19 protein-coding genes are annotated in these 19420 nt (G+C 42.2%); 4 read left to right on the top strand and 15 right to left on the bottom strand.

Translation table 11 applies throughout. The features are described from left to right. Positions 1-21: 21 nt before the first annotated feature. From HZC34_07695 to HZC34_07680, 4 genes are read right to left on the bottom strand one after another with little or no spacing between them, the layout of a single operon-like run. Positions 22-1194, bottom strand: a complete 1173-nt coding sequence (locus HZC34_07695; protein ID MBI5701702.1) for an NAD(P)/FAD-dependent oxidoreductase — start codon at positions 1192-1194, stop codon at positions 22-24. Continuing rightward, positions 1181-2629 carry a UDP-N-acetylmuramoyl-L-alanyl-D-glutamate--2,6-diaminopimelate ligase gene (locus tag HZC34_07690; GenBank protein MBI5701701.1) on the bottom strand — a complete coding sequence of 483 codons (1449 nt, stop codon included), beginning with the start codon at positions 2627-2629 and terminating at the stop codon, positions 1181-1183. The genes HZC34_07695 and HZC34_07690 overlap by 14 nt, the downstream gene beginning before the upstream one ends. Before the next feature lie 4 nt (positions 2630-2633). Further along, positions 2634-3311, bottom strand: a complete 678-nt coding sequence (locus HZC34_07685; protein MBI5701700.1) for a nucleotidyl transferase AbiEii/AbiGii toxin family protein — start codon at positions 3309-3311, stop codon at positions 2634-2636. Beyond that, on the bottom strand, positions 3268-3498 hold the full coding sequence (locus tag HZC34_07680) for a hypothetical protein (GenBank protein MBI5701699.1): 231 nt from the start codon (positions 3496-3498) through the stop codon (positions 3268-3270). Before HZC34_07680 ends, HZC34_07685 begins: the two co-directional genes overlap by 44 nt. Before the next feature lie 14 nt (positions 3499-3512). Between HZC34_07680 and HZC34_07675 the strand changes: the two genes are divergently transcribed. Genes HZC34_07675 through lnt form a run of 3 tightly spaced genes read left to right on the top strand, consistent with a single transcriptional unit; the run spans position 3513 to position 7848 of the window. Continuing rightward, positions 3513-5822 carry a hypothetical protein gene (locus HZC34_07675; GenBank protein ID MBI5701698.1) on the top strand — a complete coding sequence of 770 codons (2310 nt, stop codon included), beginning with the start codon at positions 3513-3515 and terminating at the stop codon, positions 5820-5822. Then, a complete protein-coding gene (locus HZC34_07670) occupies positions 5819-6487 on the top strand; it encodes a hypothetical protein (GenBank protein MBI5701697.1) in 669 nt (222 codons plus the stop codon). The genes HZC34_07675 and HZC34_07670 overlap by 4 nt, the downstream gene beginning before the upstream one ends. Beyond that, positions 6484-7848, top strand: coding sequence for an apolipoprotein N-acyltransferase (lnt, locus tag HZC34_07665; protein MBI5701696.1), 1365 nt, complete (start codon positions 6484-6486; stop codon positions 7846-7848). The genes HZC34_07670 and lnt overlap by 4 nt, the downstream gene beginning before the upstream one ends. Here the strand turns inward: lnt and HZC34_07660 are convergent. From HZC34_07660 to HZC34_07610, 11 genes are all read right to left on the bottom strand, one after another. Beyond that, on the bottom strand, positions 7822-8211 hold the full coding sequence (locus HZC34_07660; protein ID MBI5701695.1) for a hypothetical protein: 390 nt from the start codon (positions 8209-8211) through the stop codon (positions 7822-7824). The two genes, lnt and HZC34_07660, sit on opposite strands and share 27 nt — an antisense overlap. Then, positions 8208-9188 carry a DUF3084 domain-containing protein gene (locus HZC34_07655; GenBank protein ID MBI5701694.1) on the bottom strand — a complete coding sequence of 327 codons (981 nt, stop codon included), beginning with the start codon at positions 9186-9188 and terminating at the stop codon, positions 8208-8210. The genes HZC34_07660 and HZC34_07655 overlap by 4 nt, the downstream gene beginning before the upstream one ends. Next, a complete protein-coding gene (locus tag HZC34_07650; protein ID MBI5701693.1) occupies positions 9185-10276 on the bottom strand; it encodes an LptF/LptG family permease in 1092 nt (363 codons plus the stop codon). The genes HZC34_07655 and HZC34_07650 overlap by 4 nt, the downstream gene beginning before the upstream one ends. Then, a complete protein-coding gene (gene lptB / locus HZC34_07645; protein ID MBI5701692.1) occupies positions 10273-10995 on the bottom strand; it encodes an LPS export ABC transporter ATP-binding protein in 723 nt (240 codons plus the stop codon). Before lptB ends, HZC34_07650 begins: the two co-directional genes overlap by 4 nt. Position 10996: 1 nt before the next feature. After that, the gene (trpD, locus tag HZC34_07640) at positions 10997-12013 is read right to left on the bottom strand and encodes an anthranilate phosphoribosyltransferase (GenBank protein ID MBI5701691.1); all 1017 of its coding nucleotides are present in this window, start codon (positions 12011-12013) and stop codon (positions 10997-10999) included. Positions 12014-12096: 83 nt separating this feature from the next. Further along, entirely contained in the window at positions 12097-14244 is a 2148-nt protein-coding gene (locus HZC34_07635; GenBank protein MBI5701690.1) for a bifunctional (p)ppGpp synthetase/guanosine-3',5'-bis(diphosphate) 3'-pyrophosphohydrolase, read from the bottom strand. Then, positions 14241-14897 (bottom strand): class II aldolase/adducin family protein, encoded by a 657-nt coding sequence (locus HZC34_07630; GenBank protein MBI5701689.1) that lies wholly within the window; start codon positions 14895-14897, stop codon positions 14241-14243. Before HZC34_07630 ends, HZC34_07635 begins: the two co-directional genes overlap by 4 nt. 9 nt (positions 14898-14906) lie before the next feature. After that, positions 14907-15806, bottom strand: coding sequence for a sugar kinase (locus tag HZC34_07625; protein MBI5701688.1), 900 nt, complete (start codon positions 15804-15806; stop codon positions 14907-14909). A 5-nt stretch (positions 15807-15811) separates the two neighbouring features. Beyond that, positions 15812-16684, bottom strand: a complete 873-nt coding sequence (proC, locus tag HZC34_07620; protein ID MBI5701687.1) for a pyrroline-5-carboxylate reductase — start codon at positions 16682-16684, stop codon at positions 15812-15814. Continuing rightward, the gene (locus HZC34_07615; protein ID MBI5701686.1) at positions 16605-17066 is read right to left on the bottom strand and encodes a cell division protein SepF; all 462 of its coding nucleotides are present in this window, start codon (positions 17064-17066) and stop codon (positions 16605-16607) included. The genes proC and HZC34_07615 overlap by 80 nt, the downstream gene beginning before the upstream one ends. Positions 17067-17071: 5 nt before the next feature. Further along, positions 17072-17725: a YggS family pyridoxal phosphate-dependent enzyme gene (locus HZC34_07610; protein ID MBI5701685.1), complete on the bottom strand. Its 654-nt coding sequence runs from the start codon at positions 17723-17725 to the stop codon at positions 17072-17074. Positions 17726-17839: 114 nt separating this feature from the next. Between HZC34_07610 and HZC34_07605 the strand changes: the two genes are divergently transcribed. After that, entirely contained in the window at positions 17840-19375 is a 1536-nt protein-coding gene (locus HZC34_07605) for an ADP-ribosylglycohydrolase family protein (GenBank protein ID MBI5701684.1), read from the top strand. The last annotated feature ends 45 nt before the right edge of the window (positions 19376-19420 follow it).

Here is a 19420-nt window from a genome sequence, read left to right as displayed (position 1 = left end):
GCAAGCACCTCGCTCAATCTATTATAACAAATTCAAGATGAATTTTCCAATAGCCAAACAACTCGTTAGCCCGGGAGATTCAATTCCTATCAGATTAATAAATCCAGGAAATCCGTTTTCCGATTCTTCTTTTATAATAAAATCCCTGAACCCCTGCCTGCCGTCAGGCATGGCGTCATCTGGGCCTTGGAGTTTTGGCCTCATTCCGGAAGTATCTGGAGCCAGCATTTCTTCATTTAGCCAAGGAAGATATGTTTTAGCCGCCTTATAAAAATCCAATCTCTTTTTTGGATCGATATCGTAATATATTCTATCAACATATTCGGTGTCAGGCCCAAGCCTAATATATCCATCCAGATCAAGCGTTGCATGAACCCCCAATCCATGCCCTTTTTCATGCGGAACAGGATACACAAGATGATTTAGTTTTCCTGATGAACCTTTGATCGAGAAATAATCTCCTTTGCAAAAATGCAAGTTGTAGTGCAAAGCATCAATATCAAACCCTGCCATTCGGGCGATCTTATCAGACAAAAGCCCCGCAGAATTAATTACAAATTCCGATAAAATTTCTTCGCCATCACTTGTCCTTAATATGTATCCAGAATCTGTGCTACTCCCTGCCTGTCCGGCAGGCAGGCCCCCTCCTCCCGCCCCTCTCCTCACAATCCCTGTGACTTCATTTCCAAACGAGAACATCGCGCCATTTGATTCAGAAGATTTACACAAGTAGTTCATAAGCCCGTGAGAATCAATGATCCCCGTTGTTTCAGAAAATATTCCATTTAATGCGAAAATATTAGGCTCAAGATCGGCAATTTCGTTTTTTGTAAGAAGACTTAGCCCTGGAACGCCAACTGAAACCGCGTTTTCGTGAATTGACAGGATCCTTTTTGCTTCGCTATCGTTAGTTGATATAATTAATTTGTCGCAATTTTTATATTTGATGCCTTCTTTTTTACATATGTCATATAGCATTTTATTGCCGCGCAGGCATAATGCGCTTTTCAAAGAATTTTTTGGGTAATAGATCCCTGCATGGATCACTTCGCTGTTGCGGCTGCTTGTTTCTTGCCCGAACTTATCATGCTTTTCAAAGACAACAATATCTCCGTCGATCTTTCTTGAAAGAGTTTCGGCAATTGCAAGCCCAACGACCCCCGCGCCAATTATCGCAACCTTAACTTTTTCCAACTTTATCGCTCCTAAAAAATCCCCTCACAACTTCCCTATCATCGATCAGAACCTTCTTCCCACTAAAATCCTGAAATTTCTCGTGCCCGCGGCCCGCGATGACCAAAATGTCTCCTTTCTTGGCGATACTCAAAGCTTTTTCGATCGCATCTCTTCGATCTTGAATTGCTTCATAATTTGACATTTGAAATTTGTCATTTGTCATTCCGCTTAATATCTCAGATATTATTTGACCAGGAGGTTCGGTGTGCGGATCGTCTGTTGTTACAATCACGTGATCCGCCAAATCAGAAGCAATTTTCCCCATGATCGGGCGCTTATCGCGATCGCGATCGCCAGGACAACCAAAAACTAATATCAGATTGCCTTTAGCATATGGTTTAAGGGTTTCAAGAAGTTTTTGCAGAGCATCAGGTGAATGTGCGAAATCTACAATTATCTTGATGCCTTTATTGTTTTCGATCCTTTCCATCCGCCCAGACACTACTGTTTTCTCAATACCATTTTTAATAATATCGCGGCTTAGATTGAAAGAAAGGCCGCACTGATATGCCGCCAAAACATTATATACATTATATGTACCGATCAATTGAGTCATTATTTCCAAAGAATCGATCTTTATGCGCATTTGGTCCAGATCGAAAGAATAATCTTTAAACTGAAGGTCCAATTCACTATATTTTGCGCTTTTAAGTTCATGCTTAGCCTCTTTTATGCCATAGAATATTACTTCATTTTCGACCTCGGATATTATTTCGTTCGCGTATGGGTCATCAATATTCACAATAGCCAAGCCTTCAGGCTTAAGCATCCTAAAAAGTTTTTTCTTTTCTTCTAAATATTGTCCCATTGTCTTGTGGAAATCCAAATGGTCATGGGTTAAATTGGTATAGATCGCTACATCGAACCCACATCCGTAAACCCGATATTGTGCTAAAGAATGGGAAGAAACTTCCATAACAACATGCGTAACGCCCTCTTTTTCCATTTGCGAGAGCAAGGCTTGGAGTTCTAGGGATTCCGGAGTTGTTAGATTTGATTCGATCGGCCTGCCGGCTATTCTTGTTTCGATCGTCCCAATTAATCCAACCTTGAAACCCGCAGTTGTTAATATCGATTCGATCAAATATGAGATCGTTGTTTTGCCGTTAGTCCCGGTTACACCGATCAATTTGAGCTTCTTTGACGGATAATCATAGAATCTATTTGAAAGTTCCGCCAATGCTTGCCGTGCATTCTGAACAATTAATTTTTGAACATGTGACGGCGCGGGAAAATCTTTTTCGGCCACAACCGCTCGTGCTCCATTTTCGATCGCCTGTAGAATAAAATCATAGCCGTCAACATTTGAACCGGGGATCGCGACAAACACATCGCCTGGTTTTACTTTACGGGAATCATAGGAGAGGCCTTTGATTTGAAAGTCGTCAAACACAAAATTATTCGTTTCTAAGTGTGTCGATATACTTTTTATGGGCGGACAAAATTGTTTTCTTGATATTTCCCCAAACAACATGACGGATCATGCTTGGCATTGGCATTTCTTCCGCATCGTTAAAATAAACAAGCCCCTTTAACGCACAAAAAATATTTTCTTTGTTTTCTCCGTATTTCTGCCTAAAATAATCGAACATTTGCTCCAATGAAAACTCTTTTAATAGAAAATAAATATCAATAAAATCCTTCCTGCTGCCTCTCATAGAAATCGCGCTCAATTTCATTGCAGCAGCATCTTCTTTAGAAATGATCCGTAATTTCCAGAAATTTTTGACGGGTCTTATCAAGCGAAAAGGCAAATTAAAAAAAGATGCGCGGACATCATTCAATCGGCCGTCAAGTATTTGTTCCGACTCTGATAATATTTGGTAATCGCCGATTTTTGCGAGTTTTTCTTTTACAAGCCTAGTATCGAATTCTTGTTCCGAAAAAAAGTCGAAATCAATTGATCTTCTATGCGCGATCTGCAGAGCTAACGACGTGCCTCCTGCCAAATAAAATTGCGATATCCAGTCGGACCGGGAAAAAACATCAAATAAGATCCGTTGTCTTTTTGGCAATATCTCTAAGTGGAATTTATCTCCCATAGACTGTTTCCCAATAGTTCTTTGTTTTGTCATCAATTTCCCTGCTAGTCCTCGCTACACCAAGAATTGTTCTTTTTGGCATCTTCATCAGCCATTTAAGGGCAAAAAGATCTCCATATTGCATTATTCTGCTTAAGACAAATTTAGGGTATTTTTTATAGGACAGCTTGTTAAAATCGACATCCCAAAAGTATTTTTTGAATTCCTTAGGCAGGCGCATAATGATATTTTATCATGCTTTCTGATATAATCAAAGTGGTGAAAAGGTTTCTATTATTATTAATATTTATTTCTATCGCAACAACAGCATTTGCCGAAGAGGAGATACCAGTCAATATCAAAGCCGAAAAGCTAAAGTACATTGAGGGCACAAGTATAATTCGAGCTGAAGGATCGGTCGAGGTCAAGCTTGATCGCGTTACGATCCGCGCCGATTCGCTCATCATGGATACAAAAACAAACATTGTCACGGCTGAAGGCAACGTATTGATGTCGGGCCTTGATTACGACGCCCAATGCGCTTCGATGCTTTATTTGGTAAGCCAAGAAACCGCTTCTTATAAAGGTTTTCAAAGCATAGTATCCCCATCCAATGTCCGAGGAAGCCTCTACTTAAAAGCCGACGAAATAAACGATTTGAGGAATAAAATGACCGGACAAGAAGGGAAAGTCACTACTTGCGACAAGTCCGACCCGCATTATTTTTCTGCATCCAAGCGCGTCGAGTATTACCCGGAAGATAAGATCATAGGCTACAGCAACACATTATATATCATGGATATACCCGTATTTTGGCTGCCTTTTCTTGTCTACGACTTGCATGGCAAACGCGACCGGAATTGGTCGTTTGGGCATAACGATGTGGAAGGTGATTTTATCAAAACAACATGGGGATACCCCCACGGCCAGATATTTCTCGATGAAATGCAGAAAAAAAGCTCGGGACAGGGATTTACATATGATTACAACAACCAAAACAATAACGGGTCATTATATTTATATCATGTTGAAGAAGCAGACGCTGGATTGACCGATTGGGTCGCAAAAATAAACCATAACATCGGGATAAATGATAAAACAAAGCTCGGGCTTGCTTTTGCGCTTAACAACATGTATCAGATCCCCGCTGGAAGGCTAAGCCAAACATCATATTCGATAAACCTTAACCATACGGGGACAGGGACTACTGACGCAAATTTTAGTTCTACAATGAATGTTTTCGACAACCGCGCCGGAAACCAGGAACATCTGGACTTTTCGGTCAACCGTTCGCTTTCGTCTGCCAATACAAGTTATGGCTTCAATTTGGACCAAAGCAAAGGGGACGGAAGATATATAAGGAACACCCAAAGGTTGTCCCATAGCCAGCAGCTTCCGCTTGGGAACACAAGGCTTAATTTTAATGCTGCATATTACCGCGCCATACAAAACGCAGGGATATACGGCGACGAACTGTTCGAACCGAATATCGAAATAATTAATTCAGGCTCATTTTATAATCTTCGGCTTTACGAGAACGCCCATATCGATCTTGATAGGAACCTGTATACGGGGGATTCAAACGACCAATATCTTGAGACACAGCCAGAAATAACCCTGAACTTAAATCCTGTCGACCTAAAACTTGTAAGCCTTAGCTCTTCGCTCAATTACGGATGGTTCCACGAAATACATTACGCGTCGGGCATTAACGCGAACCGCGATTATTCGACAGGGAGGTATAAGGCGGCCATAAATGCCAACAAATCGATCCCATTAGGTTTGGGAACAACCTTCAGGCTTGGCGCTGGGCTTGACCAATTTTTGTACGACCCGGGCGACGCGATGAACGCATTCAGGGAAGATGCGGGTTTATCAACGCAGGGATATGATTTCATGAGAAATGACTTGAGTTATTCCAGGGGTATATCCGACGGGAACTCGCCATTCTTTTTTGATAAATTTTCCACAAAATACCACAATATAAGAGATACGTTGGTTTTTTATTATGGGAACTATTGGAATTGGACAAATTCATGCGGATACAATTATGAGACGAATAAATATTTTAATTACGACTCTTCCATGATGATCCGCCCGTTAAACGCCGTAAACATGAATTTTGTATCGGGTTTTGATATCGAAAACCAAAAATACCTCGACCTAAGCTCTAATATCAGGCTGCTCCCTTGGGACAAGTTCTCGACAAATTTAAGTTTTGTGAACGACCTGAACTTTGGCGGCATAAAATACGGGAATATGCTTTTAGAGCTGGAAACCGCCGACGAGAAAGATTGGGGCAACCATTGGAAATTCAAATACGGCTATGTATATGAACCGGCTTCAAAAGAGCTGAAGCTTCGTGATATCATGATAGCCAAGGATCTGCACTGCTGGGAAATAAGCTATACGTATTCCGATTACAGGAAGGAAATAGCAATGATGTTCACGCTTAAGGCTTTCCCGGGAGATCCGATCGGTTATAAGACAGGCCGAGGGTTCTATTTTGACACGTTTGACAAAGCGCTAAAAGAACAAACTCAAATGGAGTCGCCAAAGAGATGAAAACAAACATTAGAATTTTGGATTTGTTTAGAATTTCGATATTAGTATTTAGTATTTTTATCTTAGCTGGTTGCTCAAGGACCGTTACTACAATGCCAACGTTCGGGAATGAATTGAATATTGAAATCACCCTCGGGGCCTCGGCCGATGTAATAAACAACAGGTATTTTGTTATATTTTCTACGATGGAATCATACCAAATCCCTCTTCCCCCGCCAGATAGCCAAGATGAATTTTTGGAACCTGGCTCTGCCCCGCAGCCAGGCGCAAAATCAATATCAGATTACTTCAGCCAATATTATTCCACTTGGTCAAGCTATGTAGTTATCGATAGCCAAGGATATTCCCTGGTAAATGGCCCTTTTATTGCGACCAATGCTGTCACGAGGGAACTCATTTCAGGACTTGGAACTGTTACCAATAAACTTGCATTTACTGTCCGCCTCGACAGGCTTTTTGGCGCAACATTGCCGAAACAATTATATATAGATGTTATCGCGGCATCATACCCGCAAAATTCCCTCAAAGTCCTAAAAGACAGGATATCGCCCCCGACAAACAATTTTGAGCCGATCAAGGGGACGGTCATCTCAAAATCCGACGAAACAAGCTCCGACCTAAATTCCGCGCTCGATATTTTAAGCTGGAAGATAAGTTTGCCGTGATTTACTCTATCATTGCCTGGTTTGCGATCATCCCGCTATTGATCTTGATCGAAAAAAGCAAAAGTCCAAAACGATCCGCATTATTTGGCTTTATATTTGGAATATTATTATTTGGCTGCAGTTTCTTTTGGATAAATACTTTGACGAGTTTTGTCGGTTTTTTTGCGGTCCTTGGATGGATAACCCTTGCCCTTTTCCAATCCGTATTTTTAGCCGTTTTTGCATATCTCTCAAAGAAACTAAATATCAACCTAACTTTCCTACAGGCGCTGCTGTGGGTTGCGATAGAATATGCGCGCGGGATGGGCGCTTTCGGCGTTTCGGAAGGAGTCCTCGGCTACTCGCAGTTTGAAATTCTTCCCTTGATACAGATCGCTTCGATCTTTACGGTTTTTGGAGTGTCTTTTTTGATAATTTTATTTAATATCGCATGCGCGAAGCTTATCGCAAAAAAGAACCCGATATTACTAATATCATCTGTAATATTAATTATCGCGGCGTTGATCTATGGAAGTTTGGAGCTGAAGAACAATTCTTTGGCCTCGAATGGGAAACCTGCGACTAAATCCCGATGTGGGAATCGGGACAAGCGTCGCGGTTTCCAAAATAAAATTATTAAGATCGCTATTATCCAAGGCAATATCTCCCAGGAAAAGAAAATGTCATCAAGTTTTAATGGCGAGAATTTTAGCATCCATGCGGGCCTTACGCTCCAAGCTGCAAAGGAATCCCCCGATATCATCATATGGCCAGAAACGACGGTATTCAGTTATTTATTGCACGATCAGATTTATATGAATAAAATAAAACGGCTAGCCAAAGATACAAAAGCATATCTTATGATCGGGACACCGAATTTTGACGAAAAAAAAGAAGCCTACAACTCGATCGCAGCCATTTCACCCTCTGGTGAAGTCGTCGGACGATATGATAAACAGCATTTAGTGACATTCGGCGAATACCTGCCTTTCAGGCCCATCCTTTACCCGTTTTTAAAGATGACAAATTATTTTGACAATGATTTCTATCCCGGGCCAGAAAAGAGACCGATCAAAGTTTTAGGCATAAACTTCGGGGCGTTAATATGTTTTGAATCAACATTCCCGGAAATGGCGCGGCAAAAAGTAAAAGAAGGCGCGGATATTTTATTGGTCGTTACCAATGACGCGTGGTTTTACGATTCCAGCGCTCCTTATGAACACTTCAACCAGGCTATATTTCGCGCGATCGAGAACAGGAGATCTGTTATCCAATGCGCAAACACAGGCATATCAGGATTTATCGATCCATATGGAAGAGTATTAAAGAAACTAAAGCTAAATGAACGGGGCTATTTAACCTTTCAGATACCGCTCCCCTAGAATTATGGCGGCATAATCATCTATCGGCCGCGGTGGAGTCTGAAGAGAGATCGGAATAAGCCGCATAAAAAAACTTGGCGGATTTTCTCTGAAATATAGTTTTTTTGCTTCAAGTGTTGAATTGGCCTCCCGAATAGTTGCGATATCGGCGGGAAGGTTTAATTTTGAAATGCTTTTTTGTATTTCTTTTGATCCAGTGCCCGATCCCACAACGACGGTATTTACGGCGTATTTTGCGACAAAAGACGTTATTTCAAAATCGAGCGTCTTGATCTCAATTATTTTCTTATCGAGAACATGGGCTGACGCGTCGAGCACCGCTAATCCGCATTTTAGGAGGCCGGGATCGAGGGCGAGGATCATATATCTACCGTAAATCTTATCTGGAGGGGACCGATCGAAAAAATATCTCGCGCAGCTATGGCTTTAATATTTGCCACTCGGCCATAGCCTTTTATACGTTTTGCCGAATCTAAAATATCAGTGTATGGAACATCCGATATTGCGCCAGTTAAACTTGGGGATATCCCTCGATTTGCCGCAATAAGGTCGGCTGCTTGGATTATTTCTTTTAATTTGGTTTCGATCTCGGAGAGCGGAAGCAAGCCTGAAATTTTAACTTTCAATATCTCGTCCCCTTCATGGAAGATCAGATTATTTTGCGACACATCAAATACGACAGGCAAATTCCCGCCCATGACAACATTTTTTACTGAAATGATCTTTAAAAGTACGCTTGAAGACATATTGGCTATATATGAAACCGTTGAATTGAAATCGGCTTTGTTCACCTCGACATCCTGGATTTTATATTTCTTGACTTCTTTGTCAAGTTTTGAGAGTATCTCTTTTAATTCTTTTTCAGCAACACTCTTGCCTTGCCCGCCTTTAATTGATGTCGTATAAACTGTCTTATTCGCGAAGAAAACGACCGATTGCAAAGTTTGCTTGCCCAATTCTTTCCGTTGGCTGTCCCTAAGTTTCTCCAGATTTAATTTTTCTATCTGGATCAATGCCAGATCATTGCTGATTTTCGATAATTCTTTCTTGTTTTTTTCCAATTCGGCATGCGTTTGCGATATCTGCCCTCTCAATTCTTCCATGCCAAAAAGCGCTGTCCTTACATCGGCCGATATCACGATCAGGGTCGTAAAAGTCAGAGCCATGATGACAATGCCGGAAACTATCGTAAAAACCATCGCCGTGTATTTAGGACGCAGGCCGAATATCGATAGCCTTCTTTTCCCGAAAGCCCGGCCTATGACATTTCCAACGTAGGCTATTATGCCCGAGAGAAAGAACAAGACCAATAATAATTTTATCGCGAATGCGTATGTCATGATGTTGCCGTGCGCCGAAGTATCAAAAAGCCCAGTCCCAGAGTTATAATGTTCGGAAGCCATGCGGACAAGCCCGGTGATACGATCTCAAGCTCCCCAAGGGCGATCGACGCGAACATTAAAACATAATATACAAAAATAACGATAATAGAAAGACCAAGCCCCATAGAAGAGGATGTACGGCGAGGCGAAAGCCCGAGCGGGGCGCCAAGGAGCGCGAAAACAAGGCTCGCAAAAGGGATAGCCATCTTCATGTTAAGCTGGATCTTAAAATCCATAACTTTAATACCCATTTTTTCTTTAAGTGTTATGTAATCACGAAGTTCGGCTACGTTCATATCGTCAGGCGACTTGTCGCCGACCGATAGATCGGCCGGAGTGTATTTTATCGAAACATATTGTTCATCGAATTTTATCAGATGCTTATACTCTCCAGCTTCCGATAAAAGATAAACTATCCCATTACGAAACAGCCATTGGTTCTTTTCTTTGTTCCATAGTGCGGATTTCGCGTTCACGATCTGGATTAGCTTTCCGCTGTCGAATTCGGAAACAATGACGCCGGAAAGATTGCTGCCCTGCATTTTTTGTGCGTAAAATATCCTCTTTAAAGCGCCTGCCTGCATCTCGGGAACAAAGATATTTTGTTCGATCTTGGGGGACCTATTAGCGGCAGTTTCGAGGAGAAGGTTTTTCACGGTCTTATTCGATTCGGGCACAACTACTTCGTAGAAAGCAAGTGTAATAAATGAAACCAAAAGGCCGAATACGATGACAGATACCATAAGCCTGTAGAGCGAGACCCCGGAAGCGCGGAAGGCGATTATTTCTGAATCTTTCGAAAGCCTAGAAAATCCCAGAAGCGCGGCCAAAAGCGTCGCCATAGGGAAAATATACACGACAACCGACGGCATCCTGAAAATAAAAACCTTAAAGGCTGTCAAAAGAGGCATTCCTTGTAATACGACAGCGCGGACGAGTTCGAAAAGGACCATTGATGCGGAAAGTATCAATGAAAAAGAGAGCAAACCGAAAAAAAATGGATCGATAAGCTCTTTGAAGATATATTTATCGATTGTCTTTATCACAAAGTGAATTGCTCTCCAAGATAAGACTTTTTGGCGACATCGGATTCAGATATTGTTTTTGCATTGCCTGAAACAAGTATTTTTCCTTTTGAAATGATGTATGCCCGGTCTGTTATTGCAAGAGTCTCCCTGACATTATGGTCGGTGATCAATATCCCGATCCCTTTTTGCTTCAAATATCTTATGATCTGCTGGATATCATTCACGGTTTTAGGGTCGATCCCCGTGAACGGCTCGTCCAAAAGCAAAAAAGAAGGGCCCGTTGCCAAGGCGCGCGCAATTTCTACCCGCCTCGATTCACCGCCCGATAACGTATATGCTTTTTGCTCCCTTAAATGCGTGACGCCAAGTTCATTAAGAAGTGCGACCAATCTTTCTTCATATTCTTTTTTTGGGATTTGCGGCATCAGTTCCCAAAGAATCAAAATATTCTCCTCGACTGTAAGCTTGCGGAAGATAGAGGCTTCCTGCGGGAGGTACCCTATCCCGTGCTGGGACCTTTTATGCATCGGAAGGTTCGTGATATTTTGCTCGCCAAGATAAACATTGCCCGAATCCGGTTTAACAAGGCCTACGGTCATATAGAAAGTGGTTGTTTTGCCGGCGCCGTTCGGGCCCAATAGGCCGACTATCTCGCCTTGCGACACCTCGATCGATATTTCATCGACTACGCGTTTCTTATTATAAGATTTCACCAATTTTTCGGTTTTTATAAACACGCTATGCTCCTTGGGTGAATTTTATAACTTCATTCAATTTATTAAATGCGGCGCCTGAATCTATCGATTCATTCGCATATTTGAAACCTTCTTTAATATCTTTTGCGCATCCGGCTAAATAGATGGCCGCCGCGGCATTTAGTACTACAATATCCCTTAACGGGCCCGTTTCACGCCGCTCTAATATCGACAACGCGACAATTTTAGATCCTTCGACATTCTGTACTTTGAAGATATTCTTCTCGGCTTTTTTCAGATAAAAATCTTTAGGCGAAACAAAATATTTTTTAATTTTCCCATTAATCAGTTCAGCGACTTTAGTTTTATCGGACAAGGATATCTCGTCTAGTCCATCCATCCCGTGGACAACCATGGCGTGCTCTATGCCAAGATTTTTTAGGACTTCAGCTATTACATCAACAAGCTTTTCTGAATAAACTCCGATAATTTGTTTTTTTGTTTGGGCAGGATTTGTTAGCGGCCCTAATACATTAAATATTGTCCTGAAACCAATTTCTTTTCTAGTAGGACCCGCGTATTTCATCGCTGGATGGAAAATAGGCGCAAACATGAACCCGAATCCGATCTTTTCTATACATTCTTTAACTTTTTCCGGTTGAAGGTCTACTTTGGCGCCTAGAGCCTCGAGAAGATCGGCGCTTCCGCATTTGCTCGAGATCGATCTATTCCCGTGTTTTGCCACAGGAACACCTGCGCCGGCTACTACTAATGCAGAGATCGTTGAAATATTAAATGTTTGGGAAGAATCACCGCCTGTACCGCAAGTGTCCACTAAATTAGAGACATTAGGTTCGATTTTTTGGGCATATGCCTGCATTTCTCTTGCAAATCCCGTGATCTCGGAAACTGTTTCGCCTTTAATATGCAAAGCTGTTAAAAGGGATCCTATTTGGCTGGGAGTCGCTTCCCCGCTCATGATGGTTCTTGCGGTAAGCGAGGCTTCTTCTTCCGTTAAATTTTTACCGTCGATTACTTTCTTTATTGCTTCTTTTATCATAAATAAATCTGCTAACTCACCCCCTTCGACTTCGTCGGTTTCCCCCTCTCTTATTAAGAGAGGGGGATTAAGGGGGTGAGTTGTCACTTGATTATATCATACCGCTTGACGTCATAAACGTCGGAAACATTGCGGAGGGACTGCATTACAAGCTGCAATTGATCGACATTTTTTACGTCAACAACAATTCGCAAAAACGCAGTGCTTCCGCGCTTTGTTTTAATGTATGCCGAGGCTACGTTCGTCTTTGTTTCGGATATTTGGGTCATGATATCTTTCAATGCTCCCACCCTGTCGAATGCTTCAATTTCGATCTCAACAGGATAATAAATATCCGCTGACAATTCCCAGTCGACTTTGACGAGCTTCTTTGGATCGGGCTTATTGCGAAGCAGTGTGGCGCAATCCTTCCTGTGGACAGCAACGCCTTTGCCGTGGGTCACAAATCCGATAATATCGTCCCCAGGCAGCGGCCTGCAGCATTTTGACATTTTGACCATGACGCCTGTTAAGCCGGACACGTTTACACCATGAACAATATTTCTCTTTCGAGGACGAACTGTTTTTGGCTTTTCGGTCATTTCTTCTTTGTCTTCCGGTTTTAGGATAGAATGCATTTTTCTAGCTATATCGTATGCCGAAATATCGCCGTATCCGATCGCCGCGAAAAAATCGTCTTCTGTTTTTAATTTTTGCGAAGCTATGAAATTTTTTATATTTTCATAGATAAGAACGGTTTTTGGATGAAGCCTGAATTTTTTAAGCTCTTCTTCAAGCTGTACTCTCCCCCTCTCAATACTTTCGTCCCTCTTTACTTTGCGGAACCAACCCTTAATTTTTGTGCGGGCGCCGGAAGTTTTAACGAAATTAAGCCAATCAAGCGACGGATTCCCGATCTTTGAAGTAATGATCTCAACTATATCCCCATTTTTTAGAATTGAATCCAACGGAAGTATCCTGCCATTGACTTTGACCCCCGCTGTCCTATGGCCTACTTCTGTATGGACATGGTACGCAAAATCGATAGGAGTAGCCCCGATCGGCATTTGAATGACTTGCCCTTTTGGGGTAAAAACAAATACTTCATCGACAAAAAGATCAATCTTTAGCGAATCAAGAAAATCTTTGGCGTCTTTGAGTTCGGTCTGGGTTTCAAGCATTTGTCTGAACCAAGCCATTTTCTTATCGAATGCCTTATCTGTCGCTTCTTCCTTATATACCCAGTGGGCGGCAACTCCATACTCGGCGATCCTATGCATCTCCCGAGTCCTTATCTGCACTTCAACAGGCTTTCCTTCTTCCCCAATAACCGTTGTATGCAGCGATTGGTACCCATTACTCTTTGGGACAGCAATATAATCGCGGAATCTTCCTGGTATGGGCTTCCAAGTAGCGTGAACGATGCCCAATACCGCGTAACAATCTTTTATTGATTCGACAATTACCCTAACAGCTGTCAGGTCGTAAATTTCGGAGAAATCCAAATTTTGATCGACCATTTTATGATAAATTGAAAATAAATGCTTTGGCCTGCCGTAAACATCGGATATAAGGCTTACTTTTTTTAAAACTTCAGTTAGTTTTTCGACGAAATTCTTTATATATGCTTCACGAGCCTCGCGGCTTTCAGAAACTTTTGCTTGGATATCGGCATATTTATCGGGCTCAAGAAAACCAAAAGACAGGTCTTCTAATTCCCATTTAAGCTTCCACATGCCCAAGCGATGCGCTAAAGGGGAAAAGATCTCCCTGGTTTCAAGGGATGTTTCTTTGATTTTTTTTTGCGATAAATATTTCAATGTCTGCATATTATGCAAACGATCCGCCAATTTGATCACAATTACCCGAAGGTCCTCGCCCATTGCCATGAACATTTTCCTAAAGTTCTCCGCTTGCCTTTCTTCCTTTGATTCATAGATCAATTGGCTCAATTTTGTGACGCCTTCAACAAGCTTTGCGATCTCTGGCGAGAATTTTTCGGAAATTTCCACAAATGTAACGCCGCTGTCTTCTATCGTGTCATGCAAGAGCGCCGCGCAAATAGTCGGAAGGTCTTGTTCGAGATCGGTCAAAACAGAGGCAACGGCAAGTGGATGCGAAATATATGGCTCGCCTGAAAGCCTTTTGTGATTGCGATGTTTTTCTTCCGCGAATTTGTAAACTCTATCGAGAAGGGAAAGATCGGGATCTTTTATATATTTTAGTTTTGCTTTAAGGTCATCGATCGTCATCTCTTACCGCGGTCCCTGTTATAAGACCGGTCCATGACCCCGATCGATGGCGGGATCGCCGACCTGTAAGGCGCTCGCTTATCCTCTCTTTTTGGAGCGGGAGGCGGAGTTGACGGCGCTTTTGATAAAAGGCTTACCTTGCATGAATTTTCAAGGATCGATGTCAACCTATATGCGTTTTCTAAGGTTGAATTTCCCGCATAGCTTCCAAAACCTCGGACAAGCAGCGCGTTATAGCCGCTCTTGAACGTCGGCGTTAAGAACCTGATAACTTCTTCCGTTGTTATGGGTTCGCGTACGCGGATGACGGGAATTGATTTTAAAAATTGTTTGCCTTCGTGGTCTTGGGGGATTATCTTTTCTTCATGGATCGAGATCGAAATGCCATACGGGGATTTCGCATGGACTATTGCCTGGGTTTTAGTATTTGCATAGATCGACCTATGGACCGGAAGGTCGAATGGGGCATTTGCAGGGATTTCGCCTTCAAGCGGGACTTCTATAATATCTTCTTTTTTTATTTCGGATAGCATCGCATTCTTGACCGTAATAGCTATCTTGTCCCCTTCTCTAACGCTTAAACTTCCGTTGTGCGACCCGACTAATCCTTCTTCAAACAGCTTTCGTCCTACAAATTGAAATTGCTCGAGCATTTTTTCCTCCTAAAATTCCGTAAACTTTTTAAACTCGTCGAATCTTTCCAATATTTCGTGCATCTTAAGCGAGCGCATGCGGTCCGCGCTGAATTCTTCAATATTAAACGAAGCCATGACCGATCCCAATATCACAGCTTTTCGTATATTTGCTTGCGAGATATCATTTGTTTTCGAAAGATGCCCCATAAACCCGCCGGCGAACGAATCCCCCGCTCCGGTCGGATCGCGGAACATTTCCTGCGGATACGAAGGCGCGGAGAAATGCATTCCATCGGAAAAAACCAGCGCTCCATGTTCACCCTGTTTTACGATAACACCCTTTGCCCCAAGCTCCAAAAGCCTTCTTGCGGCAAGCGGAATGTTCGGCGTTTCCATGAACATTCTTATTTCTGATTCATTTATCAGAACAAAATCAACTTTCTTTATGACTTCGTGGAGCGATTTGCGTTTGCTTTTGATCCAAAAATCCATAGTATCGACCGCGACCATCTTTGGCCCTTCCAATTGGCCGATAATTTTTAATTGGATATCAGGATCAAGATTGGCTAAAAAAACGAAATCGGAACCTTTTTGTTTTTTTGAAAGCTTGGGATCAAATCCTGCCAATACATTTAATTGCGTATCTCGCGTATGGGCCTGGTTCATATCGTATTCGTAAAAGCCCGCCCATCTGAATGTCTTGCCTGGATCAACAATAAGCCCCGAGACATCGATATTTTTTGATCTTAAAAAATCAAGATGTTCGGATGGAAAATCCTCTCCGATAACACCGGATAGAACGATATCGGTAAAAAAACTTGCGCTAATCGATGCATGGACGGCTGACCCGCCCAAGATATTATCTTTCTTGCCAAACGGTGTTTCTACTGAATCTAATGCGACTGTTCCTGCAATTAATAGCGACATATTATTTAAGTGGAGAGATTTAGTTCTTTGGATCTCTTGGCTGCTGCTATTATAGCATCAATCACAGCCTGGTTAAACCCTTTTTCGGAAAGCACGCCTAAACCTGCCTTGGTCGTGCCATTGGGAGATGTGACCATTTCCCTTAATTCTTTTGGATCTTTTCCTGTTTTCAACAGTGTTTCGGCCGATCCAAGCAATGTGTGGATCGCCAGTTTTTTGGCAACTGTTTTTGTGATCCCGAGAGTTTCTCCGGCCTCGACCATCGCTTCACAGAACAAATATACGAAAGCCGGTCCTGAACCCGACATGCCTGTAACAGCATCCATATCAGGCTCTTCAACATGGATAACTTCGCCTACAGTTTTAAAGATAGATTCAGCGATCTTGGAGTCGCTTTCTTTTGCGCAAGATCCAAGTGCGATAGCCGTTATTCCCGAGCCTACAAAAGCGGGATTATTCGGCATGACCCTGATAATAGGCTTGTTTTGTATTTTCGCTTCAAGATATCCTATAGTGATCCCCGCGGCAATAGATATAACGATTTTTGCGCCAGAAAAATCCAGCCCCGATAAAACTTCTGAAAAACTTTGAGGTTTAACGGCCAATATTACAATTGTTGCTTCATCCAAGGCTTTTTGATTTCTTTTTGTTGTCTCAACATCGAATACATCGTGAAGATAGATCAACCTCTCTTCATTAATGTCAGAAACAATAATTTGTGAAGATAAAACGCTCTTTGATCCAACAAGGCCGGAAATGATGGCTTCCGCCATCTTGCCTCCTCCGATGAACGCGAGCCTATCTGCGCGAGAAAAAACTTTCTTTTTGGGACTCAATGGACGAGATCTCCTCTCCAAGCGATGAGCGTTCTTCGGCATCGGTTATTCTTATGGATCCCGGGGTAAATAAAAAGATCGATTCACCGATCTTCATCATATGGCCGTCTATCGCGTAAGCCGCGCCGCAAATGAAATCGATCAGCCTTGTTCCTTCGGCGGGCTCTAAATGCTTGAGATTAATAATGACCGGTTTGCCATGCCTCAAATTGCCCGATATATTGAGCGAGTCCTCATATATCTTTGGTTCATACACAATAATTTCGGATGCGTCGTCGAAATTCCCGTTGTGATTTTCTTTTTCGCGTCTTGCTTTGAATACTTGAGTGATTTCCATTTGGCGCGTGTTGTCGCTAGGTGTAAAATCTTCATCTCCCTCTTCAAGTCCGATAAAAGCTTTCGCACGTTTCAATAAGTTTTCCATTCAAATTACCTCCTATTTCCAAAGATCCCTGTTCCTATCCGTATTATATCAGAACCTTCTTCAATTGCTATAGGAAAGTCGTGCGACATTCCCATGGAAAGATGGACGATATTAGTATACCCCTTTTTGCTTGATTCGTCTCTAATTTCTCGAAGTTTTCTAAAACATGCCCGGACTTTTTCTTCATCGGAACTGTTTGCGCCAATTGTCATTAGGCCTGTAAGCCTTAAATTCTTAAAAGTTGAAATTTTATCGATAAGGTCGATCGCATCTTTAAGATCGACGCCATTTTTGCTTTGTTCACCCGAAGTATTAACTTCAACAAAAATTTCGACTGGCTTTTCCGCCCTCTTATTTATTGCTTCTGCCAATTCAAAACTATCGACAGACTCTATAACATCAAACATTTGAAGAGCTTGATTTATCTTATTGGATTGCAGATGGCCGATGAAATGGATTTTGATATTTGGATATTTTTGCCTGATCGCCTGGATTCGCTCCGATGCTTCTTGGATGCGATTTTCGCCGATAGTATCTATCCCGGCATCCAGCGCTTCAAAGATCTTTTCAGTTGAGACGTTTTTCACAACAGCGAGCAGAGTGATAGTTGAAGATATTTGTTGTTTTATATCGGCTATTTTTTGCGCGATCGTTGGCATGATTTGATTTTAGGCGGGGAAGGTTAAAGAGTCAACACTTATATTTTCCAAAATAGTTGGTTGGAAAATGAAATTTTCGATGAGGGGGGCCGATATATATGTGAGGCCAAACACATGCAAATATATGCATCTTGCGCAAAAAGCGCAATGCTAAGAACTTATTATAGAGCTAATCCTATTATTGAGGCGAAGCTTTCTTCTATTCGAGCGGCACAAGATCTTGCGGCAATATTACCTTTGAGCTCTGATCCAAGCTCAAGAGTCCGAAGGGAAACATCAAAAAAAATGATGGCTTGGGTTGAGCAGGAACAAGCGGCCGCAACATTGAAAACAATGCTTCAAGATCCCGATGGCCAAGTCCGCTGGTTTTCCGCCCTTTCCTTGGGAGCGTCTGATCCCCATAAATATATTGCTGAACTCGGGAGATTGCTGCGAACGCAAAAATCCGAAAACTGGATGCTTGCTTCAATAATGCAAATGCAAAGAATTGTTTCCGGAATCGTACCCTTAATAAAAACAGGACTTCAAGGCCCTGAAGCAATAAAGAATCTTGCGGTACACATGTTGGGCAGATTCGGTGATTTGAATTTAATAAAGGAGTTTGAAGAGGATGCCGCTTTGTCGATAAGAGAAACGTCCTTTTCTTTTCTTTATCCAAAAGCGCAGGTGAATGTCGAATTGTCGAGTCCAACTTCTTTCGATATTCATCGAGCTGTTTTATTTGGCGAAGCAATAGGCGATGCGATGGGAGCGCCAGTAGAATTTTCATCGCTTGAAGAAATCAGACGGATAGGATATGTAGACGGTTTTTTGAAAGATCCTGTGCGCCCATTATTTCCCGGCGATTATACGGATGATACCCAAATGGCCCTTATGGTTGCCAAGTCGATCATTCGCACTGGAAAGATCGATCCAAACGACATGGCCGGAATTTTTGCGGCTTTTGGTTTAAAGCTTGACATGGGCTTGACCAGGAATGTCGGTTATTCTAATAGTACTCTTACATCTTATAGAAGGTTATATGCGGGGCTAAATTGGCGGTTAGCGGCAAACCAAAGCGACGGCTGTGGGCCGGCAACCGCAGTTGTGCCCTTGGGCTTAATTATTGATGACCTTGCATTGCTAAGAAAAAGCGTAGGAGCTGTAACATTGATCACAAAAACAGGCAAGGAAGCGCTCGGCGGCGCTTTGGCGATCGCATATCTTATTAATCAAGGTCGTTTAAGCCGGCTTCCGGATTCAGTAGAGGGAATTGTTGAAAGAACGGCGCAATATATAGAAAATGAAAGTCCAAAAATGGCATTTGAAATAAGAAGATTGCCGTCATTGATGCAAGTATCTACAGAAGATGGTTTAAACCAAATCCCAAGCAACATTGATGGGAAAAAAGTCAAAACTGGAATGAAAGCGCTTGGAGTGGTTCCATCGGCAATTTATTGCTTTTTGAAAAGCTTACCGGATTTTAGAAGAACAATTATTGCCGGGGTCAATACGCAAGGAGATTCCGATAGCATTGCAGGATTAGCTGGAGCAATAAGCGCAGCACATAATGGATTAACAGTAATACCAAATGAATGGATCGAAGGGCTTATTGAACACAGAGAAATCAGCGCTTATGCAGATCAATTATCTCGTATCCATTTGAAATAGTTGGGAAAATAGTTGGGAAATAGTTTGTTCCATAGTGAAATCTTC

This window comes from Candidatus Saganbacteria bacterium, assembly GCA_016223245.1.
Classification (GTDB): Bacteria; Margulisbacteria; WOR-1; order XYC2-FULL-46-14; family XYC2-FULL-37-10; genus JACRPL01.
Note: the sequence above shows the minus strand (reverse complement) of the source record. Positions and strands in the feature narration are given on the sequence as shown.